Consider the following 20,986-nt stretch of genomic DNA (forward strand, 5'->3'; position numbering starts at 1 on the left):
ACGCTACCCGTTTTGACTGTTTGTTGTATCTTTGCCCGTGCAATTACCTCAACCACTTCTTCAGTCATTGGAACGTGTCGACAGCTTTGACAAAGCCGCTTTCGAGCAAGTACACGCTTCAGGGAAACAGGTCACTTCCCTTCGTGTCAATCCTGCAAAACCTATCGCAGATTTTCCTCATTCACATTTATCTGCATTAACAGTAAATGCGATCCCATGGAGCCGAAACGGATACTATCTCTCCGGTCGTCCTTCGTTTACATTTGATCCATTATTTCACGCAGGTACATATTATGTGCAGGAAGCCAGCAGCATGTTCCTGGAACAGGCGTTGACGCAAACGGCCGATCTTTCCAAACCATTGCGTGTACTCGATCTTTGTGCGGCACCGGGAGGGAAGTCGACGCACATACAATCACTTCTTTCTGCGGAAAGCTTACTTGTTACGAATGAGGTGATCCGCGCGCGCGTGAATATCCTGAAAGATAATATCATCAAATGGGGTTGTAACAACGTACTGGTCTCCAATAATGATCCTAAAGATTTTGCAAAGCTTGAAGATTATTTCGATGTGATCGTGGTAGATGCGCCCTGCAGCGGTAGCGGCTTATTCCGGCGGGAACCCGAAGCAATGGATGAATGGAGCCCCGACAATGTTGTATTATGCAGTCAGCGGCAGCAACGGATCCTCGCAGATGTCTGGCCCGCATTGAAAAAAGATGGCATACTGATCTATTCCACCTGTTCTTACTCAAAGGAGGAAGATGAAGATATTACAGATTGGGTCATGGAGAACTTCTCTGTTTCTCCAGAAAAAATACAGGTCGATCCTTCCTGGAACATCGTTGAAACGCAGGGAAAGCAAAATGCCTTTGGTTATCGCTTCTGGCCTGATAAACTGGATGGGGAAGGATTCTTCCTGGCTTGCTTCCGAAAACGGGAAGGTGATGATGAGGCGGTGATGAAGATCAAAAACAAGCCAATCGCCGTTAATAAAAAGGATATTCCCATACTGGAAAAATGGGTGATCGGCAATGACTACTTCTTCCTGCAACATCTTCAGACAGTATATGCCTGGCCGGTTGCACTTCAGCAGGATTATAACTGGTTGTTAAATAACTTGCGGGTGCAATATTCGGGAACGATTCTTGGTGAACTGATCCGCGATAAACTGGTGCCGGATCATTCACTGGCAATGTCTGTGATCCTGGATAAAAGCCTTCCGCAAACGGAACTTGACTATAAACAATCCATAGAATACTTGCAGCGTAAAGATCTTAAACTGGAGACTGAAAAAGGGTGGCAGTTGGTTACTTATCAATCCCATCCACTTGGATGGATAAATGCATTGCCCAACAGGATCAACAACTATTACCCGCGTGAATTGCGTATTCTGAAAGAAAGGCCGGAGTGAGTTTTACGAAGGGAAATAAGTGTCCTCCCGGTTGTTTTCCCTGCCCGGCTTTTGATTCTTAAGTTCTATATTTACACCTCTAATCTCTTAGCATGAAAAAGCCGTTCATTTTTCTTATTTTGTTTTTCGCTGTTGTTTTCGCTTCACAGGCTCAGGGTGATGGTTTGCTCGTGAAACAAGGTGATAAAGGGTTATATCTTGATCATACCGTTTCTTCAGGACAGGGCTTATATTCAGTAGGACGGTTATATAACGTAAGTCCTAAATACATTGCCTCTTTTAATAAATCGGATATCAATAAAGGTCTTGAGATCGGCCAGGTGATCCGGATACCTCTTACGGATACAAATTTTACCCAGAAGAGTAATAAAGGGATTCCTGTTTATTATACGGTCGGTGCCAGTGAAGGCTTACTGAAGGTGAGCAACGTGAATAACAAGGTGACGATGCAAAAACTCCGCGACTGGAATGGTTTGAAGAGCGATGCATTACAGGTGGGCCAGAGACTCATCGTAGGTTACCTTGTTTCAAAGGAAATGCAGAATGTTGTATCCAGTGCGCCAAAGGTCACGCCGGCGAAACCGGAAGAAAAGCCAGTTGTAAAGAATGAGCCTGTTCAGGAACAACCCAAAACGGCTCCTGTTATCGGTTCGTCAACTCAGCCGGTACAAACAACACCGGTAAAAGAGGAACCAAAAAAAGAAGAACCTAAGAAGGAAGAGCACAAAAAAGCAGAGCCGGCCCCCCGTCAGGATAATCCGGTAAGCAGTGGCCAGGGATACTTCAAAACCTTCTATGAGCACCAGGTAAAACAAAGTCCCGTTGCAAAGAATACAACCGTCACCGCCGGGATTTTCAAAACCTCCAGTGGCTGGGAAGATGCGAAGTACTATTTGCTGATTGATGGTGTTGCGACAGGAACGATTGTTCAGCTGATCAATCCTGATAATAACAAAGCGATCTATGCGAAAGTGTTGGGAGAGATGAATGGTATCCGTCAAAATCAGGGCTTGGGCATACGGATCAGTAATGCAGGTGCTGCGGCTCTTGGCGTAACGGACTCCGAAAAATTCATTGTCAAAATTATCTATTAGCCGGGATGCCTATGAGTTCTGGAATTAATATGATCAGCGCCCGATAGTATGAAGCTTTCATGCTATCGGGCGCTGATCGTATTGATCACTTACGAAGTAAGGTTTAGTCAGGCAAGAAGATTATTAAGATTTAGTAATAAACGCTGTTCTATCATCATAGCGCATCCCTTAACTCCAACAAGCCAATATATCCCTGTTAATAGCGGTAACCTCTCAGGAAATCCTGCGTATTCATTTTCTTTTTTCCTTCGAGTTGTAATTCTTTTACTTCGAGGTAACCATCCGCGCAGGCGAAACGAAGGTATTGTTTTCCATCTGTGATCAGATCGCCCGGTTTTTCCGCAGGCATGTTAGGTGTATCCGGATAGTTCTTTTCGCTTCGGTAGATCTTTAAAGTTTTGCCATCCATTGTTGTAAATGCGCCAGGGAATGGAGAAAGACCTCTTACAAGATTGTGTACTTCTTCTGTCGTTTTATTGAAATCGATCTTGCTTGTTTCTGTAAAGATCTTTGGTGCGTGTTTAAGATCAGCTTCTGAGGCGGATGCCTGCGGTTGGGGATTAAGGCTGTTTTCCGCAAGTCCTTTAACCGTTTTGACAAGTAGTTGTGCTCCTATCTCCTTCATCTTGTCGTGTACTTCACCAGCTGTTTCATTTTCTCCGATAGGGAAGCTGTCCCTGAGAAGAATGTCGCCGGTATCAATGGCGTGTTGTAGTTTGAAGGTGGTGACGCCGGTTTCTTTTTCTCCATTGATCACAGCCCAGTTGATCGGCGCCGCACCACGGTATTGCGGAAGAAGAGACCCGTGGAGGTTGACTGTTCCTAATCGCGGCATATTCCAAACCACTTCAGGGAGCATGCGGAAGGCAACGACGATCTGAAGATCTGCCTGCAATGCTTTCAGCTCATCAAGGAATTCCGGGTTCTTCAGTTTTTCCGGCTGAAGAACATTCAATCCATGCTCTACGGCATATTTCTTTACGGCGCTTTCCGTCAGTTTCATTCCGCGGCCTGCAGGTTTGTCGGGAGCAGTGATCACGCCCACAATGGTAAAACCGGCTTTTACCAGTGCATCCAGTGATGCAACGGCAAATTCAGGCGTACCCATGAACACGATCTTTAAGGGAGATACCAGCCCGAAAGAAACGGTATTCGGACCAAGATCTTTTTGCTTATGCTGAAATTCAATCATGCTGCGAAGATAAAACAGAGCTTACTCCTCATACAAAAGATATTTTTCCCGGATGGCTTTAAATTTCGTGAGGCCGGGCTCCCAGCTCTTCCTGATCGCTGCCTCAGACAGGCCCTTCTGTATCTGCAAACGCAGTTCACTGTTGCCGGCCAGTTTGTCGAAAAAGCATTCTTCCATTTTCCCTGATTTTGGGATGATGAAGAAGCTATCCTTTTTTGGGAAAAGTCGATATGCTTCGAGCAGCCATTTCAGTTGTAGCTTGTTATTTACCTCAGTTTTTACTTTTTCAACGGAGCCGCTCAGATCCCAGCCATAGCAAAGCTGGCCGTATAGTTTGGAACTCTTTGCACCTTCATTGGGGTTTGGTGTAAATGAATAGAGGTTTTTAGGTAAGGAAGGATGACCGAATACCTGGAATGGTTTGTTGGTGCCACGACCCTCGCTGAGCACTGTGCCTTCAAAAAAGCAAGTGGAAGGATACAGGTAGATCGACTGGATGTTCGGAAGATTGGGAGAGGGTTTTACAGGTAATTCGTATGCGGATCTGTGTGTGTAATTTTCGCAGGTGATCACTTTTAGCGAAAACTCTTTTCGGTCAAATTTCTCGGGATTATACCAGCGATAAGAAGCTGCATATTTTGTAGGAACTCCGGTGGTATCGGAATTATCGATCACTGCGATAGTGTCTTGCATACCTTGCAGCTTCTGATTTGATCCGGGTTTAAGCCACTGCTCCATTGCGATCATATTGGCATATTCTCCTATGGTCATGCCATATACTACAGGAACTGATTGCCGTCCTACGAATGACTGGTATTTCTTATCAAGCACAGGGCCATCTATATAGTGCCCGTTCGGGTTCGGGCGGTCAAGGATGAGTAGTGGCTTATCGGATTCGATGGCCGCTTCCATTAACGCCTCCAGTGATGAGATATACGTATAGAACCGGACACCTACATCCTGTATATCGAAGAGCAGCACGTCAACCTGTTGAAGGTCCTCGGGGGAAGGTTTTGTTTTGCTTCCGTAAAGAGACACGACAGGAATGCCGGTTTGTTTATCCGTGTAGTTCCCTACTTTCTCGCCGGCATCCGCGGTGCCCCGGAATCCATGTTCCGGTCCAAAGATCACCGTGATAGTTGCACCGAGTTTGCGCAAAGTGTCTACGAGGTGTGTACTGCCAACTACAGAGGTCTGGTTAGCAAATACACCCACTTTTTTACCCTTTATCAGCGGCAGGTATTCAGAGATCCTTTCAGCGGCGGGAATAATACGCGGTTGCGCATGGAGGAACAGGGAAAAAAGAAGAACGGGAAGGATCAGGAATCTGCTATATTTCATCTGTATTATTTAATGATTAAAGACGGATTAAAATACGGTAAAATGTTGAGCTGTTGCAAAATATACGACAAGGAAGTTTACAATTATTTCATCTGGACGTCTCTTCCGGCATTGCGGCCAGCGAGCCTTACGGCAACGCCGGATCAGCGAGATGACAATACCAGAATAGTTCCATAAAAAACACAGACGATCCGAAATATTTGCATGGTTGCATTAGTCAAAATGGGCTAAATTGCAGCCATATACTTAATTTAAAATATTACAATGCAACAGGTAAAAAGTGGTGATAAGGTGAAGGTTCACTATCATGGCCGCCTCACCAGCGGAGAAACATTTGATAAATCTGAAGGTCGTGAGCCTCTTGAATTCGAAGTTGGCAGCGGCATGGTCATCAAAGGTTTTGACGATGGTGTTACCGGCATGACTGTGGGAGAGAAGAAGACCATCGAAATCCCTTTTCTTGAAGCATATGGCCCTAAGAATCCTGAAATGGTGATCGATATGCCAAAAGACCGTTTCCCTGCTGATATGCAGGTGGAGGTTGGCATGCCTCTGGGTATGAGCGATGGCCAGGGGAATCAATACCAGGTAGTGGTTACAGAGATCAAAGATGATGTGATCATCCTTGATGCAAATCACCCTCTTGCCGGCAAAGACCTGATCTTCGATCTGGAACTCGTAGATATCGAAGGGCAGAAGCCTTTGATCATTATGCCGTAAGCAGCAAATGAAACAAATGTTAAGACCATTTTACATAAATGGTTTTTCTGATAACATTGCATAACTTTGAAAAGAGCCTGGCATAACGCCGGGCTTCTTTGTCAGACCACCTAAACAAAACAGATGTTTGCGAACTATAAATTTACTGCGGCGGAGCGATTTCTGAGATACGTGCAGATCGATACACAAAGCGATCCGCAATCCAACACGCAACCTTCCACCGGAAAGCAGAAGGATCTTTCCAAAATACTGGCTGAAGAACTACTCGCACTCGGCCTCACTGATGCACACATGGATGAATGGGGCTATGTATATGCAACCATTCCTTCCAATACAGATAAAAAAGTTCCGGTTATTTGTTTTTGCTCACACGTAGATACGGCTCCGGATTGCAGCGGAACAGGAGTGAAGCCAATTGTGCATCGTGACTATCGCGGGCAGGATATTGTTCTTCCGGATGACAGAACGCAGGTGTTACGCCTGGAGAATTATCCGTACCTGAAAACGCAGATCGGTAACGATCTTATCACCGCAAGCGGAACAACCTTACTTGGGTCTGACGACAAAGCAGGCGTAGCAGAGATCATGGATCTGGTGAATTTTCTTCAGACTCATCCTGCAATAAAACATGGCGAGATCAAAATACTGTTCACCCCGGATGAAGAAGTGGGTCGCGGTACAGCTAAAGTAGATCTTAAAAAACTTGGTGCTGAATTCGGATACACGCTGGATGGCGGCGAAGCAGGAAGTGTGGAAGATGAAACCTTCAGTGCGGATGGTGTTGAGCTGATCATTCATGGAGTGATCGCTCATCCGGGATATGCAAAAGGCAAAATGGTAAATGCGATGAAGATCGCCGGACAGATCCTTGCTGAATTGCCGAAAGATCGTCTCTCACCGGAGAGCACAGAGGGCAAAAGAGGGTTTATTCATCCTGTCAGAGTCGAAGGACTGGCCGAGAAATGCACGATCGAATTTATCATCCGTGATTTTGAGACACCAGGTCTGAAGAAGAAAGAAGACTTTTTAAAAACACTGGTGGAAGAAACGATCCGTTTTCATATCGGTTCCACTTTTGAATTTAAAGTGACTGAACAATACAGAAATATGAAAGAGGTGCTGGATGTACATCCTCAGGTGGTAGAATATGCGAAGCTGGCGGTTGAACGTGCGGGCCTCGCCGTGAAAATGGAAAGTATCCGTGGAGGTACAGACGGAAGCAGGCTTTCATTTATGGGATTGCCCTGCCCTAACTTGTTTACGGGCATGCAGGCGATCCATTCAAAACTGGAACATGTAAGTGTGCAGGATATGAATAAGGCGGTGGAAACACTGGTGCATTTAGTGCAGGTATGGGAGGAGAAAGCCTGATCTTTGTCTCGCGTAGTGGTAACGCAAAGCACCGCAGAGAGCATAGAGAATTTTTATAGCTATACTTCTTCGCGTTCTCTGCGATCCTTTGCATCCTTTGCGTTGCTCCTGCGCCAATCTTTTATAGTGAAAGGTCGACAGTATTTGCCAGCAACTCATAAGACCTCAGTCTATCCTCTTTTGTTTCCGCAAACGTTGCTACCACAATCTCTTCTGTTTGAAACGATCTTGCCAGTTCTTCAAATTGCACTTTCAATTCCTGCGGTGTTCCCACATAGAACCTGTTCTTATGGTATTCCAATCGCTGCAATTCCGCAGTAGAATAAACATAATCTTTGATATCATCGAAGTTATATAGCTGATCAAAGTTTCCTTTTTCAAAGCTCAGCAACCGGTAGCCGTACATAAATCTTGCCCTGTCATTTTTTCTCTCATCTTCAGAACAGAAGGCAAAGATGCCCACATTTGTTGCAGGCCTGGGAAAATCATCCGAAGGTTTGAACCTTTCTTTATACAGTTTTACAGCTTCGGGTCCGCCGACAGGGTTGATGAATTGCGCATAAGACAGTCCCATTCCGAAATGAGCGGCGAGATACGCACTTTCTCCACTTGAGGTGAGTGCCCAGATCGCGGGTGATGATTCGATGGAAGGGATCGCTCTGATCTTTCCGTTCAGGTTATTGGGCGTAGGTGTTTCCGAAAAATAATCATGCAGTTCACGGATCTGTTGCACATATTCCTGCGGATCGAAAGTATTGGAGGGATTGAGCAGTTGCGAGGTGGGGCGATCGCCGCCCGGGGCTCTTCCGATACCGAGATCGATCCGGTGAGGATACAAGGCTTCCAGCATACGGAAATTCTCTGCAACTTTCAGCGAGCTGTGATTGGGCAGCATGATACCGCCTGAGCCAAGCCTGATCTTAGTCGTTTCGCCGCCAAGCCTTGCGATCATTAATTCCGGCGCCGCTCCGGCCAGTGTCACGGTATTATGATGTTCTGAAAGCCAGTAACGGGTATATCCCAGTCGGTCGGCCAATTTTGCCAGTTCGATACTCTCCAGCAAAGAGTCCTGCGCAGTGCTGCCCTTGCGGATCGGGGTCTGATCAAGTACACTTAACTTCAATTGCATTAAGAGGGAACAATCAACAGACTAAAAAGTTGTGGGAGCCGTTTTAGAAAAACTTCATTTACCGATCTTTTCTTAATTTCTGGACATGAGAATGAGCTGTTTTTTATGGATGATGCTGCTGGCGCGTAACGCTATTTCCCAAAATCTTTTGGCAAATGGAGGAATGGAGGATATCAACATCTGCACGGAATACACAAAAGAATGTGCACCCGAGGCGTGGATGAGTTCCGCCAGCGGCTTTGTGAACTTTTTCAGAGATGCGAAGCGCGCACATAGCGGTCTCAATTGTATGGCGATCGAGGCGGCGCATTTTCAAAAGAAATACAACCGCACATTTCTTCGCAGCAGGCTGATCTGCGGATTGCGGAAAGGAAGTAAATACCAGCTGGAGTTTTATGTAAAATCAATTCATCCTATTTTGGATAGTGTGGGAATTCTATTCACAGCGTCAGACCCTTTTCTTGGCAAGGCGTACATGTCAGAAAGAAAGCCTGACCTCCTCCTGGGTGCGGCTGTGCAGAAGAACGCGTTCACTGACACCGCTTGGCACCGTGTCAAACTTATTTACGAAGCAAAGGGCAATGAAGCGTATTTCCTCGTAGGGTATTTTGCCCGGAATGATTATAAAGGGGAGCGGCTGAAAGAACTGGAGAACCAGTATTTCATCTTTGTCGATGATTTTTCACTCGTGCCCCTTGATCCGAATGAACATCTTTGCAGCGACTGGAAACAGGCAGTTGAGGATATTTACGGCGAAGATGAAAGGCATGAATTGCTTGAAAAGAAAAGGAAATATTACCGGAATATTCCGCCACCGGTTCCTGAATTGCAGCGAAACACCTACACGGTGATAGATACGCTTATTTTACCTGATATCCTTTTTGAATCCGGGAAAGCAAAATTGCAGCAGGTCAGTTTTGCTGTGCTGGATAGCATCGCGAAGCGGGTTGCCGGCAAAACGGTTGACTCGCTGGTGCTGAAAGGACATACTGATAATACCGGAACGCCTGCGTTCAATGCCGATCTTTCTATCAGCAGGGCGAGGGTGGTAGCTGATTATATAGCACCGAGGATAAGTACCAGAAGGATCCCTGTTTTTGTATATGGATTATCTGATCAACAGCCGGTTGCGGATAATCGTCAGCCTGCGGGACGGCAGAAGAACAGGAGGGTGGAGATACTGGTCTACGTGAGGGAACAATGATCCTGATCTGCGTAGAATATCGCAAAAGATGCCGGGAGCCTGCAGAGAACGTAAAGGCTTCTTAGCGGCCTTCGCGGCTTCTTCGCGTACTCTGCGTTACTTCTACGCCAGTCAGCCTGATCATATTACCCTGCACTGTAAGGTGCCGGAATAAATTTCCCTTTGTTCAGACCCTTGACTATCTTTAGCCGACAAAACCGATTGCAATGGATATAGGTAATTTTCTCGCCAGCTACTGGTGGCTTCTTATTCTTGTTTTTATTTTATTCAGTTCATTTTTTACGATCAACCAGGGATATATCGGGGTCATCACATTCTTTGGAAAGTATCAGCGGATCGTAAGACCGGGCCTGCGCATGAAGATCCCCGTGCTTGAGGTGCTGTACAAAAAGATCTCGATTCAAAACCGCTCTGTTGAATTAGAGTTTCAGGCGGTAACGCAGGACCAGGCTAATGTTTATTTTAAAAGCATGTTGCTTTATGCGGTGCAGAATGCAGATGAAGAAACCATCAAACGGGTGGCATTTAAATTCATTACAGATCGTGATCTGATGCAGGCTTTGATCAGAACGATCGAAGGTAATATCCGTTCTTTTGTTGCAACAAAAAAGCAGGCGGAAGTACTTGGTCTCCGCCGCGAGATCGTGCAATATGTAAAAGTTGAGATCGATCATACACTGGAAGAATGGGGATACCACCTGCAGGATCTTCAGATCAATGATATCACCTTTGATAAAATGATCCTTGATTCAATGAGCAAGGTAGTAGCAAGTAATAACCTGAAAGCGGCGGCTGAAAATGAAGGTCAGGCTTTGCTGATCACTAAAACAAAGGCAGCGGAAGCAGACGGTAACTCCATCAAGATCTCTGCTGAAGCGGAAAAAGAAGCGGCGCGCTTGCGTGGTCAGGGTGTTGCATTGTTCCGTAAGGAAGTTGCGGCAGGTATGACCGAAGCGGCAGAGCAAATGAAACAGGCCAATCTCGACACAAATGTGATCCTCTTCAGTATGTGGACGGAAGCGATCAAGAACTTCGCAGAGTATGGCAAAGGAAATGTGATCTTCCTTGACGGCAGCCCTGATGGAATGGAAGTGACCATGAAGCAGATCCAGGCATTGATGGTGAAGCAGGCGGGAGTGAAGGAGGCGGAGAAAGGAAGGTAGCAGACAGCGGATTGCGATGGCTGCCTGAAGTGGACATCGGTTATGAAGGTATTTTAGATCGCATTCGACATTTTATAATAACGAGAGCCGGAACATTCTTCAGCTAAGAATGCCCGGCTCTCATTGTTTTCCCGACCAGGCTTTCACTTTTGCAAAAGCTCAATGCTATCCTGAACCGCCTTACAGAGCGAACATCTGCTTCCGGGTGCGCAGTTTAGCAAAGGATGTAGGTTGTGGTCGATTCATTGTTTGCGACCCCCGGTCTTGTTAAAATAACTCTAAACCCCTCACCTCCACACACTCGGGCATTGTTTTTACCGTTTGTTGAATGGTTATTAAGAGCTGTTGATAATAATTGAAAACCAGTTCTTATGGCATGCCTTACATTTACGTATTAAAGAAGATGATCTATGTTTGACCTCCTACAGATTGTTGATACATTAGCCAGTGGTGCGGTTGGAAGTACGGTGCAGAAGGAAGAAACCATTCGATTTTTTGACCTGATTTTTATGGGTGGATGGATCATGATCCCACTGGGACTTATGATGCTGCTCACTGTTTATTTTTTTGCTGAAAGGCAGATCGCGATCCGGCAGGCATCAAGGATCGATTCGAATTTCATGAATATTATCCGTGATCATATCGTAAGCGGTAATATCACTGCAGCAAGAAGTTTTGCAAAGAACACCAACAACCCTGTAGCAAGGATCATCGATAAGGGTATTCAGCGGATCGGGAAGCCGATCGATAGTATTGAAAAAAGTATGGACAATGTCGGCCAGCTTGAGATGTATAAGCTGGAGAAAAATCTTGGGGTACTTTCTTTCATTTCCAAGGCTGCGCCGATCTTTGGTTTCGTAGGAACCCTGATCGGTCTGATGCAGTTGTTCTCCCAGATCCAGCGCGCGGGTGAGGTTGACCTGAAGATCATTTCCCAGGGTATCTACACAAAACTGATCACATCTATCACAGGTCTTGTGATCGGTTTGATCGCATACCTCGCACATAGTTATCTCAATACGCAGATCGATAAAGCGGCAAATAAAATGGAAATGGCATCAGCCGATTTCCTTGACGTATTACAGGAACCCACTACCCGATAAACGGAAGGCGAATGAAGTTCAGAAAAAAACATAAGGAGCAGTCCGAAGTATTTACAGATTCACTGAATGATATCCTTTTCATTCTGCTGATGTTCTTTCTTATTACCACAACGATGGCGAATCCCAACGTGGTAAAGGTGAACAATCCGCGGGGTACAAAAGATACCAAAGCGAAGCAGAATATTGTTGTCTCCATCAATAAAGATCAGCAGTTCTTTGTTGGTCAAAGACCCGTCGAATCAGCAATGCTGGACAGTTTCCTGATCCAGGAGATCCGTCGGGCACAGCTGACCGTTGATACGCCGTCTGTGGTGATCAATGCGGATAGCATTGCTTATTACGGTGAAGTTTTCCGCGTGATGAAGCTGGCGAAGAGCGCAGGAGCGAGGCCGTTGGGAGTGGTGAAATAGAGGCGTTGTCCGGTATTCGTTGACCGTTGTCCGGCCCGTTAACCGCCATCCGGTATAGCGTTCAAAATTCCAGTATTGAAATTGTTCAGCCAGTACCGCATACGCAGGTTTTTTACTACACGAGATATTTGCGGACAACGGACACCGGTCAACGGTCAACGAACATAGTGTATTTACGATTGCCCATCTCCTCCATCTGCTCTATGTTTGCCCTGTAAATCCAATTGCAATGAAGGGCATACGCTACCTTTTTTCGCTGCTGATCGTGATCGGCCTGTTTTCTTCCTGCTCGAAGAGCAAAGACGAAGTGTTATCTCCCGAGATCGTGGGTAAATGGATGAGTACATCCGTTTATACACAGGACAATGGCCAGTTTAACTGGATGGCTACCAGCAATTTCCGTGAGTTTATTACGTTCAATCCAGATTCCAGGTTCTCCATTTTTACAGATGTTCCGGGAGGGAATGGTACCTATATTTACAATAATGAGCAACGTTCTATCAGCTTACATTTTGAAGGCGGGACCGGTGGTAACAGCAGGGTGGAGAACAGGGCGGTGGAGAATATCAGTGGTGATAAACTGGTGGTGGCTTTTTTTAATCCACAGGGAGAGCTGGTGAATAAGATTGAGTATCAGCGGATCAACTAGAAAACTTTCAATTTTACTCGAGAAATATTTGCAGCCCCGGGATGTCTTCCCGGGGCTGTCTCCGTTTGGAGGACTGGATTTTTCCAACTCGGCATAGGGGAACGCGGCGGACCGCAACGATGCGCAGCGAACGCAACGGAAACAGCCTTGACTGTATTTGTATTTTCGCCGCGTCCGCCGCGTATCGTTGCGGTCCGCCGCGTTCCCCTACGCCATGCTAATCCAGCACCCCCCTGATCATCCGATCTTTTCCCTGCATATCCCGTTTCAATTCCGCTGTATAACCTGCGTCCCGGAAAAGCTCCAGCGTTGCTTGCCCTGCGCCCTCATAGATCTCCACATAAACAGCCCCATCTTTCTTTAAATGCGTTTTCCCGAACGCAGCAATCGCCCGGTAGAAAAGAAGTCCATCATCGTCCGGTACAAATAGTGCCATGTGCGGCTCATATCCAAGCACATTCGAATGCATGTCGGACTTATCCCGCTCAGGGATATAAGGAGGATTGCTGATGATGATATCAAAAGCCGGGAGGGCGGCTCTCGCATCGGCCGACAAAAAGTCGAGTTCAACAAAATGCACATCCGCGCCAAGTGTACGGGCATTTTCAGCGGCAAGTGCAAGAGCCCCTGCACTAAGGTCGCATGCCCAGACTTTTCCTTTGCCGAGCCTGCGTTTCAGAGAGATCGCGATACAGCCGCTGCCTGTTCCTACGTCGAGGATGTTCAGGTCGCCAAGCGGGAATTTGCAATGATCGATCACCCATTCGACCAATTCCTCTGTTTCCGGCCTGGGAATGAGAACGTTAGGGTCGACTTTGAATCGCAGGCCCGAAAACCACGCTTCGCCCAGCACGTATTGTACGGGTTCATGGGTGAGAAGGCGCTCGAGCAGTTGATCCAATAGAACAGACTGTTCTGTCCCCAGCTCTTTTCCAGCCCCTGAATACCTGTCCTGGGCTTTTGTTCCTGTAATATGTTCTATCACCCAATCGCTGATCGTTGACGCCTCTCCGGTGGCATAAATCGCGCTCAGGCGCTGCATTCCGTGGCGTCTTGCTTCCTGTATCGTCATACGGCAAACTTAATTCATTTACATTTGCGCCCGATGAACGTTGATCAGCCGTTAGACATACACGAAACCTTTATGCAGCGTTGCATTCAGCTGGCTAAGCTGGGTGCGGGAAATGTAGCCCCTAACCCCATGGTTGGAGCCGTGCTCGTGCATAATGGCGTGATCATCGGCGAAGGTTATCATCAGTTATATGGACAGGCACATGCTGAAGTGAATTGTGTGAACAATGCGATCTCGAACGGGCATGAGGCATTGCTCTCATCCTCCGTGATCTATGTTTCCCTGGAACCCTGCGCGCATTTCGGCAAAACGCCGCCCTGCGCAGATCTGATCATCCGTCATAAGATCCCTGAAGTGATGGTCGGTTGCCGTGATCCTTTTACACAGGTAGATGGCAAGGGGATCGAGAAGCTCCGCAATGCGGGACATAAGGTGACTGTTGGCATTCTTGAAAAAGAATGCGTCGATCTGAATAAACGTTTTTTTACTTTTCATACACAAGATCGCCCTTATATCATATTGAAATGGGCACAGACAGCAGATGGGCGTATTGGTACGACTGGTCGCCGCCTGCTGATCAGCAACGAATACAGCAATCGCCTTGTCCATAAATGGCGCAGTGAGGAACAGGCAATTCTTGTCGGAACTAAAACGGCCATGGTGGATGATCCCGCTTTGACGACAAGACTGTGGCCGGGCAAGTCGCCCATCAGGCTCGTGGTAGATATGGATCTGAAATTGCCATCGTCACTAAAGTTGTTCAATGGAGAAAGCCGAACGATTGTATTCAATAAGCACCGCCATGGTGATGATGAAGATCGCGGGATCCATTTCTATCAGTTAAAAGAGGGCGCTGACCTGGTGCCGCAGGTCCTGAAAGCACTGAAGTCGCTCAATGTTCAAAGCGTACTGATCGAGGGAGGCGCGGTCTTACTTCAGTCGTTCATTGATGCATCCGCATGGGACGAGGCCCGTGTGATCACCAATATACATTTGTCAGCAGGTGACGGAGTGAACGCGCCCGTGCTGCAACACGCGGGTGAGGTGAGGGAGATAATTCTGGAAGGCGATCGCTTGCAAATTTTTCAACCAGTTAAAGCAGACTTATAAATGACTCCTGATTATTACAGTACCGTGGAAACTTCTTCTTCGGCGGAATTCAAAGACCGTGGAAGCAGGTTTATCGCGTATACTTTCCCGGTAACATCTGTCAACGATTTTAAAGACAGATTAGCCGATATCAAGAAGGAGCATCCAAAGGCGACCCATCATTGTTTTGCATACAGGCTGGGACTTGACGGTTTGCAATACCGGGTAAGTGATGATGGTGAACCTTCAGGAACGGCGGGCCGGCCTATTCTCGGTCAGATCGACAGCAAGCAATTGACGGATGTGTTGGTGATAGTGGTGAGATATTACGGCGGAACAATGCTTGGCGTACCCGGACTGATCAATGCGTATAAGACAGCCGCTTCTCTGGCGTTACAGGTTACGCGTTTTGTGCAGAAACCGGTACTGATCAACTACCGGCTGGAGTTTGATTATACACAGATGAATGAAGTGATGAGGATCGTTAAATATTTTGATTGTACGGTGGTTAAACAGGAAACTGTTTTGTTCTGCATGATGGAGATCGGGATACCAAAGAACAGGCTGGATGAGGTGCTTTTTAAATTGAAAGATCTCCGGACCGTTGAAGTCGGCGCTGTCTGATGAAGCGGCGAGTTGCCGTTATTTCTTTTCCGGACTAATATTGAGCTAACGTAGAAGTATCGCAAAGGACGCAAAGGAGTCGCCAGGAACGCAAAGATATCTCAGCGCCCTTGGCGACTCCTTTGCGTCCTTTGCGATACTTCTACGCAATGCATTTATCGGAACCATCAATCCATTGAGTAAATGATCGCATTGTAAGGTGCCAGGTCAACTCTCGCATTAAAATTTCCCTCCTCATCAGCTTCGGGATGCAGGGTCTCTGTATCATATGCAAAGCTGTCATGAAACTCCGCATCATATCCTTTCCAGTCACTATTGAACCTGATTTTCCATAAACCTGCCTCAGGAAAAGGAATGATGAGATCTTTCTGTTCTTTATTGGCGAAGTTGATCACAACAACGGTTGTGTCTTTTGATCCGCCCTGGTCTGTTCGGCTGAAGGCGATAATATTATCTTCTTCGTTGGTGTAAAGTATTTTTGTTTGGCGGCCGGTGAGTCCTTTTGTAAGACCATATTGATTGGTGCGGAGTTGGATAAGATCACGATACAGTTTTACAATGCCTTCGAAAGTGCCTCCTTTATTCCAGTCGACGGGCCTTGTATCAGAAAACCATCCGTCTTCCAGCATCTCCTGTCCCTGGAAGATCATGGGAATCCCCGGTGAAGTGAATATAAGTACAGCGCCAAGTGTAGATCTCTTTCTTGCAAACCAATTATGCGATTCTCCGGGAGAGATCTCATCCAGTACACGGGTTTTACCATTTGCTACTTCATCATGTGATTCAGTATAGATCACTCTCTGCCAGGTGTCATTGTTATACGAATAAGTGATCGCTTTGGCAAGATCCTCCATATTCCGTTCCTGGTCATCGGGAGCAGACAATACGCGCCTGACGGGATGTACAAAAGCGGCATCCCATTGCGTATCGAATCCTTCGCCACCATCCTGCCAGTCGCGGGTGATCCATTCATTGCATTTCATATCTTCTGCAATGGTGATCTTCCAGGGAAACCGTTCTGCGATCTCTTTATTGATCCATTGCATCAGGCTCCAGCCTTCCGGAATATCGTTGCTTTGGTCATCGTCGCCGTTTACATTCCTGATAAAGGAGATGGCATCGGTGCGCAGTCCATCAACTTTGAACTCATCAAGCCACATCATCGCATTATCGCGGATATACTGCCGCACTTCATCACGTCCGAAATCAGGTCTTGAATCTCCCCAGGGTGTTTTCCGGCGATGATCCTGGTAGAAGTAAATGCCGCCGCCATCATTCTCACTCCATCCATCGAATCGCCAGAGATCCAGATCGTCGGGGCCAAAGTGGTTGTACACGATGTCAAGAATGATCGCAATGCCTCTTTTATGCGCTTCGTTGATCAGTGTTTTAAAACCATTGATACCGCCATATTCGGATTCTATGGCGAAAGGGTGAGACGGGTTATATCCCCAGGAAACTGCGCCGGGAAATTCAACCGGCGGCATGATCTCCAAGGCATTTACGCCCAGATCACGGAGGTAATCCAGTTTCTCGATCACGTCAAAGAAAGTTCCGGGCTTATCCTGTTCCTTGCGGTTGAATGTTCCTACATGCAATTCGTATATGACCAGCTTATTCCAGTCAGGCATTTGAAAACCCTCATCTTCCCAGTTGAAATCAGGTGTGGTGATGACGGAATTTCCAGCTGCGCCAGCCACTTCTTTTGCATACGGATCATTGCGGAAAAGCCGTCCTGCATCTGTTTCCAGAACGTATTTATAAGTTTGGCCGTGCTTCGCTTCGGGAATATTGATGGCCCAGTAACCATTGTCTTCATGCTGCATTTCAGCCGTATCTGGCGACCATTCATTAAAATCTCCCGTGACGAAGACCTGTGTCGCATGGGGCGCCCAAACTCTGAAGAATACGCCTTCTTTGTGGAGAATGCTCCCCATTCCCTGGACGGAGACGTTCGAACGGGGTGTTGACGTAGACTTTGTGGCTGTTTGCATGCTAAAAAGGGATTTATGGTGTAGTAGTGACAAAACAGTGCCATGTTTCTGCCAGCGTGCAGGTGTTATGCTGTTTAGAAGAGTGTAAGTGGAGATTAGTTTGAAAGTTTAAAGGTTTAAAAGTTTTAAAGTTATAAGTGAAAAGTTCTGAGGTAAGAGCTTTTAAACTTTTAAAAGAAATCGTTATACCGGGAGAGGTTTACTGGCGCGACTGGCGTTCTATGTAATTCTGATCATTAGTGATTAGTGCCGGGGTTCACTACTTGTGGAAGGCGGGGGTATTTTTTTGAACCATGGACGGTGTTTTAATGAGAGCATTTTTTTCTCAAGGAAGTGCCAGCTTAAAACGGCAAGGGGGAGGGTGATCAGTATGGTGATCGCAAAGAGCGGTATCGGTGTAATGTTGCCGTTGGTAAGAGAGATGACGGATTGTTGTACCGGAAAGGAGAAGAGGAAGATGCCATAGGAAAAGTCGCCGAACCGCGCAGTCCGGTTGAGAAATGACCGGGAAAATGCGATCTCCATTACCAGGCAGGGAACGATAAATATCAACAGGAAGAAGCAATTCTTAAAGTGAGCCGCCGCAAGGGTAAGCAACAGGAGTAGAGGTAGCCATATGATTTTTTTATGGCTTTGGAAATCTATGTTGAGGTGAAACAATAATCCGGCATTGACAAACATCAGCGAGTAGAAGGCGGCGTTCCCGTTAATGATGATCGAGTCTGAGAAGTGCCAAAGATTTGTATTGATGATGTAAATGAGGTTGTAAGCAATGGCAAGAAAGATATAGGCTTTCCGTTTGCCGGTAGATCCGGCGAAGAAGATGATCATGCAGGCAATGTATAAGCGTTCCTCGATCACAAGTGTCCATAATGATCCGTTGACGCTAGTTTCAACACTATTAGCCTGGAATACACCGGGCAGGTTGTACTGGATCCCGGTAGGTGGAAAGATATTGCGAAGATGTGTCCAGGTTTGAAGCTGTTTGAAGTAGGTGGCTATGTCGAGAGACGAGAATAATGGTCCAATGATAAATATGCTTACCAAAGTAACAACAATCAGTAGTGGTTGTATCCTTAATAATCTTCGCCAGGCGAAATCTCCCAGGCCAGTGGACCTCATTGCGCTTTGCATAACGAGATAGCCGCTGATACAGAAAAATAGGCTAAGTCTTACAAAAGAGAAATTGAAAGTAGTGGAGCCCCAGGAGCGGAGAGGCTCATTATCCAGTTGGCCGGTTAACCCGTAGGAGTGCAACATCACCACATAGACCGCTGTGAACAGCCGGAGGAAGTCAAAATTGTTCCGGAAGCGCGGATGAGTGTGATAGAGTTCTGTAGACAACTGTTACTTCTTTATTGGCTATAAACATAAAGTAAAAAGGTTAACCGGAGAAATGGGGGCGGCTTTATGTTGGAGGCGTAGGAGTATCGCAAAGTACGCCAGGGGAGTATCGCAAAGTACGCTAAGGAGTCGCGAAGCGCGCTAAGAAGTCTTTGCGTTCTCTGCGACTCCTTTTCGTCCTCTGCGATACTCCTACGCCCCCCCACTGCTACCTATCTGCTAAGAAAATCTTCTACTCACCACCAGGTCTTTACTGCCCGGTGTATATGTATAAAATCCTTCTCCCGATTTTGCGCCAAGTTTACCTGCTGTGACCATGTTTACCAGCAGCGGGCAGGGAGCATATTTGGGATTACCGAAACCTTTATGCAATACCTCAAGAATAGAGAGGCAAACATCTAGGCCGATAAAGTCGGCCAGTTGTAATGGTCCCATCGGATGCGCCATTCCCAATTTCATCACCGTATCGATCTCTTCAACGCCCGCGACACCTTCATATAAGCTGTAAATGGCTTCATTGATCATTGGCATCAGTATCCGGTTAGCGATGAACCCCGGGTAATCATTCACCACGCAGGGGATCTTATTGAGTTTTCTGCTTAATTCGGTTATAGTGTCCGTTACTTCTTTTGTTGTAGCATAGCCATTGATGATCTCCACCAGTTTCATTACAGGGACGGGGTTCATAAAGTGCATGCCGATCACCTGTTCCGGACGTTTCGTCGCTGCAGCTATTTTTGTGATCGAGATGGAGGAAGTATTGGTTGCCAGTATGCAGCCAGCCGGTGCCACTTCATCGATCTGTTTGAAGATGGACAACTTCAGCTCAATATTCTCCGTGGCAGCTTCCACTACCAGTTGAGCATCTTTCAAACCCTCAAAGCTGGTCATAGTCGTAAGATTCGCCAGCGTTTGTGCTTTTGCTTCTTCCGTGATGCCACCCTTCGCCAACTGCCTGTCGAGGTTTTTAGTGATCGTTCCGATCGCTTTGTCCAACTGAGGTTGCGAGACATCGATCAGGTTCACGCGGAACCCATGTTGCGCAAATACATGGGCAATTCCATTTCCCATTGTGCCGGCTCCGATAACTGAGACAGTATTGATCATATAGCAATTTGATTTTCGCAAAAATAATGTCTTTGGGAGGAAAAGCGAGTGGAAGGTTTGATGACCGATGGCCGATGGCCGATGACCGATGACCGATGGCCGATGACCGATGGCCGATGAAAGATGGCCGGTGAACGATGGCCGGTGGCCGGACCTCGGAATGTATTCTTACTAAAAAGTCGAAGCCCTCCGATGTGGGAGGGCTTCTGTATAATTTTTTATGATTCTGGAGAAACTCGGCCATCGGCCATCGTTCATCGGCCATCGAACCTCTCCGAATGACCTTACTTATTCTTAAAATCTCCTCTTTTCCAGCTCTGAATAAAATCCGCCCAGGCGGCAGGATTGAAGATATTCATCGGAGGAACCTGTCCCTGGTAAACGGCGCGGTTGGCAACGTTGCGGAACTGGATGCTGGTAGCTTCGCGGCCATCTCCCGGAACGGTTCTCAGGAGTACGCGACGCTTGGCTTCGCTTGTATTCTGTCGGGCGATCTCAATATCGTCATCCGGCACTTTGGTGCCGACAAAGTCACGCGCAAACTGCTCGGGTGTCGGGCGGGGTTTGATGATCGTCGCGGGAAGATAAACGGTATCGGCTACCATCAGCTGGATCACACTATGCTGATTTCCTTCCAGAGATTTTGGGATCGTGATCAGCTTAGGCTTATAACTCACGTGGGAGAATTCGATCTCATCGCCTTTTAATACGACGATCGAGAATACACCCTGGTCATTGGTCAGTGTACCACGGTTCTGGCCTTTGATCGTTACACTCACTGCCGGGATGCCCACCAGGCTGTCTGCGGTCATGACTACTCCATATAATTGAACCACAGAGTCTCTGGCTGTTTCGAACTGAGCTTTTGCGGTGGCGGGTACTGTAAAAAAGGCAGCAATTGCCAGGTATTGTATAAGTTTCTTCACGGCCTAAAAATAAGGACTAGTTATGTAAATCTGTCAACAA

General features: G+C 46.8%; 19 protein-coding genes. 11 read left to right on the forward strand and 8 right to left on the reverse strand.

The window, feature by feature from the left end; genetic code table 11:
- Nucleotides 1–37 precede the first annotated feature (37 nt).
- Both LZZ85_RS23365 and LZZ85_RS23370 read left to right on the forward strand, forming a co-directional pair.
- Complete coding sequence (locus tag LZZ85_RS23365) at nucleotides 38–1,414, forward strand: methyltransferase RsmF C-terminal domain-like protein (RefSeq protein WP_237875838.1); 1,377 nt, start codon at nucleotides 38–40, stop codon at nucleotides 1,412–1,414.
- Between the two features lie 92 nt (nucleotides 1,415–1,506).
- A complete protein-coding gene (locus LZZ85_RS23370) occupies nucleotides 1,507–2,508 on the forward strand; it encodes a LysM peptidoglycan-binding domain-containing protein (RefSeq protein WP_237875840.1) in 1,002 nt (333 codons plus the stop codon).
- Between the two features lie 196 nt (nucleotides 2,509–2,704).
- Here LZZ85_RS23370 and fmt read toward each other — a convergent pair whose 3' ends face one another.
- Nucleotides 2,705–3,700, reverse strand: coding sequence for a methionyl-tRNA formyltransferase (gene fmt / locus LZZ85_RS23375; protein ID WP_237875842.1), 996 nt, complete (start codon nucleotides 3,698–3,700; stop codon nucleotides 2,705–2,707).
- A gap of 21 nt (nucleotides 3,701–3,721) precedes the next feature.
- Nucleotides 3,722–5,041 carry an exo-beta-N-acetylmuramidase NamZ family protein gene (locus LZZ85_RS23380; protein WP_237875844.1) on the reverse strand — a complete coding sequence of 440 codons (1,320 nt, stop codon included), beginning with the start codon at nucleotides 5,039–5,041 and terminating at the stop codon, nucleotides 3,722–3,724.
- A 264-nt stretch (nucleotides 5,042–5,305) separates the two neighbouring features.
- On the opposite strand from LZZ85_RS23380, the gene LZZ85_RS23385 reads away from it, so the two are divergent.
- The gene (locus LZZ85_RS23385) at nucleotides 5,306–5,761 is read left to right on the forward strand and encodes an FKBP-type peptidyl-prolyl cis-trans isomerase (RefSeq protein ID WP_237875846.1); all 456 of its coding nucleotides are present in this window, start codon (nucleotides 5,306–5,308) and stop codon (nucleotides 5,759–5,761) included.
- Between the two features lie 123 nt (nucleotides 5,762–5,884).
- On the forward strand, nucleotides 5,885–7,132 hold the full coding sequence (gene pepT / locus LZZ85_RS23390) for a peptidase T (RefSeq protein ID WP_237875848.1): 1,248 nt from the start codon (nucleotides 5,885–5,887) through the stop codon (nucleotides 7,130–7,132).
- 121 nt (nucleotides 7,133–7,253) lie between these two features.
- Here pepT and LZZ85_RS23395 read toward each other — a convergent pair whose 3' ends face one another.
- Nucleotides 7,254–8,261, reverse strand: coding sequence for an LLM class flavin-dependent oxidoreductase (locus LZZ85_RS23395; RefSeq protein WP_237875850.1), 1,008 nt, complete (start codon nucleotides 8,259–8,261; stop codon nucleotides 7,254–7,256).
- Between the two features lie 85 nt (nucleotides 8,262–8,346).
- Here LZZ85_RS23395 and LZZ85_RS23400 point away from each other — a divergent pair, with 85 nt between their 5' ends.
- The 5 genes from LZZ85_RS23400 (at nucleotide 8,347) to LZZ85_RS23420 (ending at nucleotide 12,790) form a co-directional block, all read left to right on the forward strand.
- On the forward strand, nucleotides 8,347–9,465 hold the full coding sequence (locus LZZ85_RS23400; RefSeq protein WP_237875852.1) for an OmpA family protein: 1,119 nt from the start codon (nucleotides 8,347–8,349) through the stop codon (nucleotides 9,463–9,465).
- 206 nt (nucleotides 9,466–9,671) lie between these two features.
- Entirely contained in the window at nucleotides 9,672–10,628 is a 957-nt protein-coding gene (locus LZZ85_RS23405) for an SPFH domain-containing protein (protein ID WP_237875854.1), read from the forward strand.
- Nucleotides 10,629–11,038: 410 nt separating this feature from the next.
- Nucleotides 11,039–11,731, forward strand: a complete 693-nt coding sequence (locus LZZ85_RS23410; protein WP_237875857.1) for a MotA/TolQ/ExbB proton channel family protein — start codon at nucleotides 11,039–11,041, stop codon at nucleotides 11,729–11,731.
- An 11-nt stretch (nucleotides 11,732–11,742) separates the two neighbouring features.
- A complete protein-coding gene (locus LZZ85_RS23415) occupies nucleotides 11,743–12,141 on the forward strand; it encodes an ExbD/TolR family protein (protein WP_237875859.1) in 399 nt (132 codons plus the stop codon).
- Between the two features lie 229 nt (nucleotides 12,142–12,370).
- Nucleotides 12,371–12,790, forward strand: a complete 420-nt coding sequence (locus LZZ85_RS23420) for a hypothetical protein (RefSeq protein ID WP_237875861.1) — start codon at nucleotides 12,371–12,373, stop codon at nucleotides 12,788–12,790.
- Between the two features lie 217 nt (nucleotides 12,791–13,007).
- On the opposite strand, the gene prmC is transcribed toward LZZ85_RS23420, so the two are convergent.
- Nucleotides 13,008–13,862 (reverse strand): peptide chain release factor N(5)-glutamine methyltransferase, encoded by an 855-nt coding sequence (prmC, locus tag LZZ85_RS23425; RefSeq protein ID WP_237875862.1) that lies wholly within the window; start codon nucleotides 13,860–13,862, stop codon nucleotides 13,008–13,010.
- Between the two features lie 33 nt (nucleotides 13,863–13,895).
- Here prmC and ribD point away from each other — a divergent pair, with 33 nt between their 5' ends.
- Nucleotides 13,896–14,972 (forward strand): bifunctional diaminohydroxyphosphoribosylaminopyrimidine deaminase/5-amino-6-(5-phosphoribosylamino)uracil reductase RibD, encoded by a 1,077-nt coding sequence (ribD, locus tag LZZ85_RS23430; protein WP_349291754.1) that lies wholly within the window; start codon nucleotides 13,896–13,898, stop codon nucleotides 14,970–14,972.
- On the forward strand, nucleotides 14,973–15,575 hold the full coding sequence (locus tag LZZ85_RS23435; RefSeq protein ID WP_237875866.1) for an IMPACT family protein: 603 nt from the start codon (nucleotides 14,973–14,975) through the stop codon (nucleotides 15,573–15,575).
- A gap of 167 nt (nucleotides 15,576–15,742) precedes the next feature.
- Here LZZ85_RS23435 and LZZ85_RS23440 read toward each other — a convergent pair whose 3' ends face one another.
- From LZZ85_RS23440 to LZZ85_RS23455, 4 genes are all read right to left on the reverse strand, one after another.
- Nucleotides 15,743–17,569, reverse strand: coding sequence for an alpha-amylase family glycosyl hydrolase (locus tag LZZ85_RS23440; protein ID WP_237875868.1), 1,827 nt, complete (start codon nucleotides 17,567–17,569; stop codon nucleotides 15,743–15,745).
- A gap of 243 nt (nucleotides 17,570–17,812) precedes the next feature.
- Complete coding sequence (locus LZZ85_RS23445) at nucleotides 17,813–18,913, reverse strand: acyltransferase family protein (protein WP_237875870.1); 1,101 nt, start codon at nucleotides 18,911–18,913, stop codon at nucleotides 17,813–17,815.
- Between the two features lie 219 nt (nucleotides 18,914–19,132).
- A complete protein-coding gene (locus tag LZZ85_RS23450; RefSeq protein ID WP_237875871.1) occupies nucleotides 19,133–20,020 on the reverse strand; it encodes a 3-hydroxyacyl-CoA dehydrogenase family protein in 888 nt (295 codons plus the stop codon).
- A gap of 284 nt (nucleotides 20,021–20,304) precedes the next feature.
- Nucleotides 20,305–20,946 carry a carboxypeptidase-like regulatory domain-containing protein gene (locus LZZ85_RS23455; protein WP_237875873.1) on the reverse strand — a complete coding sequence of 214 codons (642 nt, stop codon included), beginning with the start codon at nucleotides 20,944–20,946 and terminating at the stop codon, nucleotides 20,305–20,307.
- Between the last annotated feature and the right edge of the window lie 40 nt (nucleotides 20,947–20,986).

It is taken from the genome of Terrimonas ginsenosidimutans, from assembly GCF_022012415.1.
Classification (GTDB): Bacteria; Bacteroidota; Bacteroidia; order Chitinophagales; family Chitinophagaceae; genus Terrimonas_A; species Terrimonas_A ginsenosidimutans.

Excerpts from the sequence above, each read along its gene's own strand:
- LZZ85_RS23370 (WP_237875840.1), top strand. The coding sequence starts at position 1,507 with ATGAAAAAGCCGTTCATTTTTCTTATTTTGTTTTTCGCTGTTGTTTTC.
- LZZ85_RS23400 (WP_237875852.1), top strand. The coding sequence starts at position 8,347 with ATGAGAATGAGCTGTTTTTTATGGATGATGCTGCTGGCGCGTAACGCT.
- LZZ85_RS23415 (WP_237875859.1), top strand. The coding sequence starts at position 11,743 with ATGAAGTTCAGAAAAAAACATAAGGAGCAGTCCGAAGTATTTACAGAT.
- LZZ85_RS23435 (WP_237875866.1), top strand. The coding sequence starts at position 14,973 with ATGACTCCTGATTATTACAGTACCGTGGAAACTTCTTCTTCGGCGGAA.
- pepT (WP_237875848.1), top strand. The coding sequence starts at position 5,885 with ATGTTTGCGAACTATAAATTTACTGCGGCGGAGCGATTTCTGAGATAC.
- LZZ85_RS23450 (WP_237875871.1), bottom strand. The coding sequence starts at position 20,020 with ATGATCAATACTGTCTCAGTTATCGGAGCCGGCACAATGGGAAATGGA.
- LZZ85_RS23440 (WP_237875868.1), bottom strand. The coding sequence starts at position 17,569 with ATGCAAACAGCCACAAAGTCTACGTCAACACCCCGTTCGAACGTCTCC.
- ribD (WP_349291754.1), top strand. The coding sequence starts at position 13,896 with ATGAACGTTGATCAGCCGTTAGACATACACGAAACCTTTATGCAGCGT.
- LZZ85_RS23380 (WP_237875844.1), bottom strand. The coding sequence starts at position 5,041 with ATGAAATATAGCAGATTCCTGATCCTTCCCGTTCTTCTTTTTTCCCTG.
- LZZ85_RS23410 (WP_237875857.1), top strand. The coding sequence starts at position 11,039 with ATGTTTGACCTCCTACAGATTGTTGATACATTAGCCAGTGGTGCGGTT.
- LZZ85_RS23405 (WP_237875854.1), top strand. The coding sequence starts at position 9,672 with ATGGATATAGGTAATTTTCTCGCCAGCTACTGGTGGCTTCTTATTCTT.
- LZZ85_RS23385 (WP_237875846.1), top strand. The coding sequence starts at position 5,306 with ATGCAACAGGTAAAAAGTGGTGATAAGGTGAAGGTTCACTATCATGGC.
- LZZ85_RS23420 (WP_237875861.1), top strand. The coding sequence starts at position 12,371 with ATGAAGGGCATACGCTACCTTTTTTCGCTGCTGATCGTGATCGGCCTG.
- fmt (WP_237875842.1), bottom strand. The coding sequence starts at position 3,700 with ATGATTGAATTTCAGCATAAGCAAAAAGATCTTGGTCCGAATACCGTT.
- prmC (WP_237875862.1), bottom strand. The coding sequence starts at position 13,862 with ATGACGATACAGGAAGCAAGACGCCACGGAATGCAGCGCCTGAGCGCG.
- LZZ85_RS23395 (WP_237875850.1), bottom strand. The coding sequence starts at position 8,261 with ATGCAATTGAAGTTAAGTGTACTTGATCAGACCCCGATCCGCAAGGGC.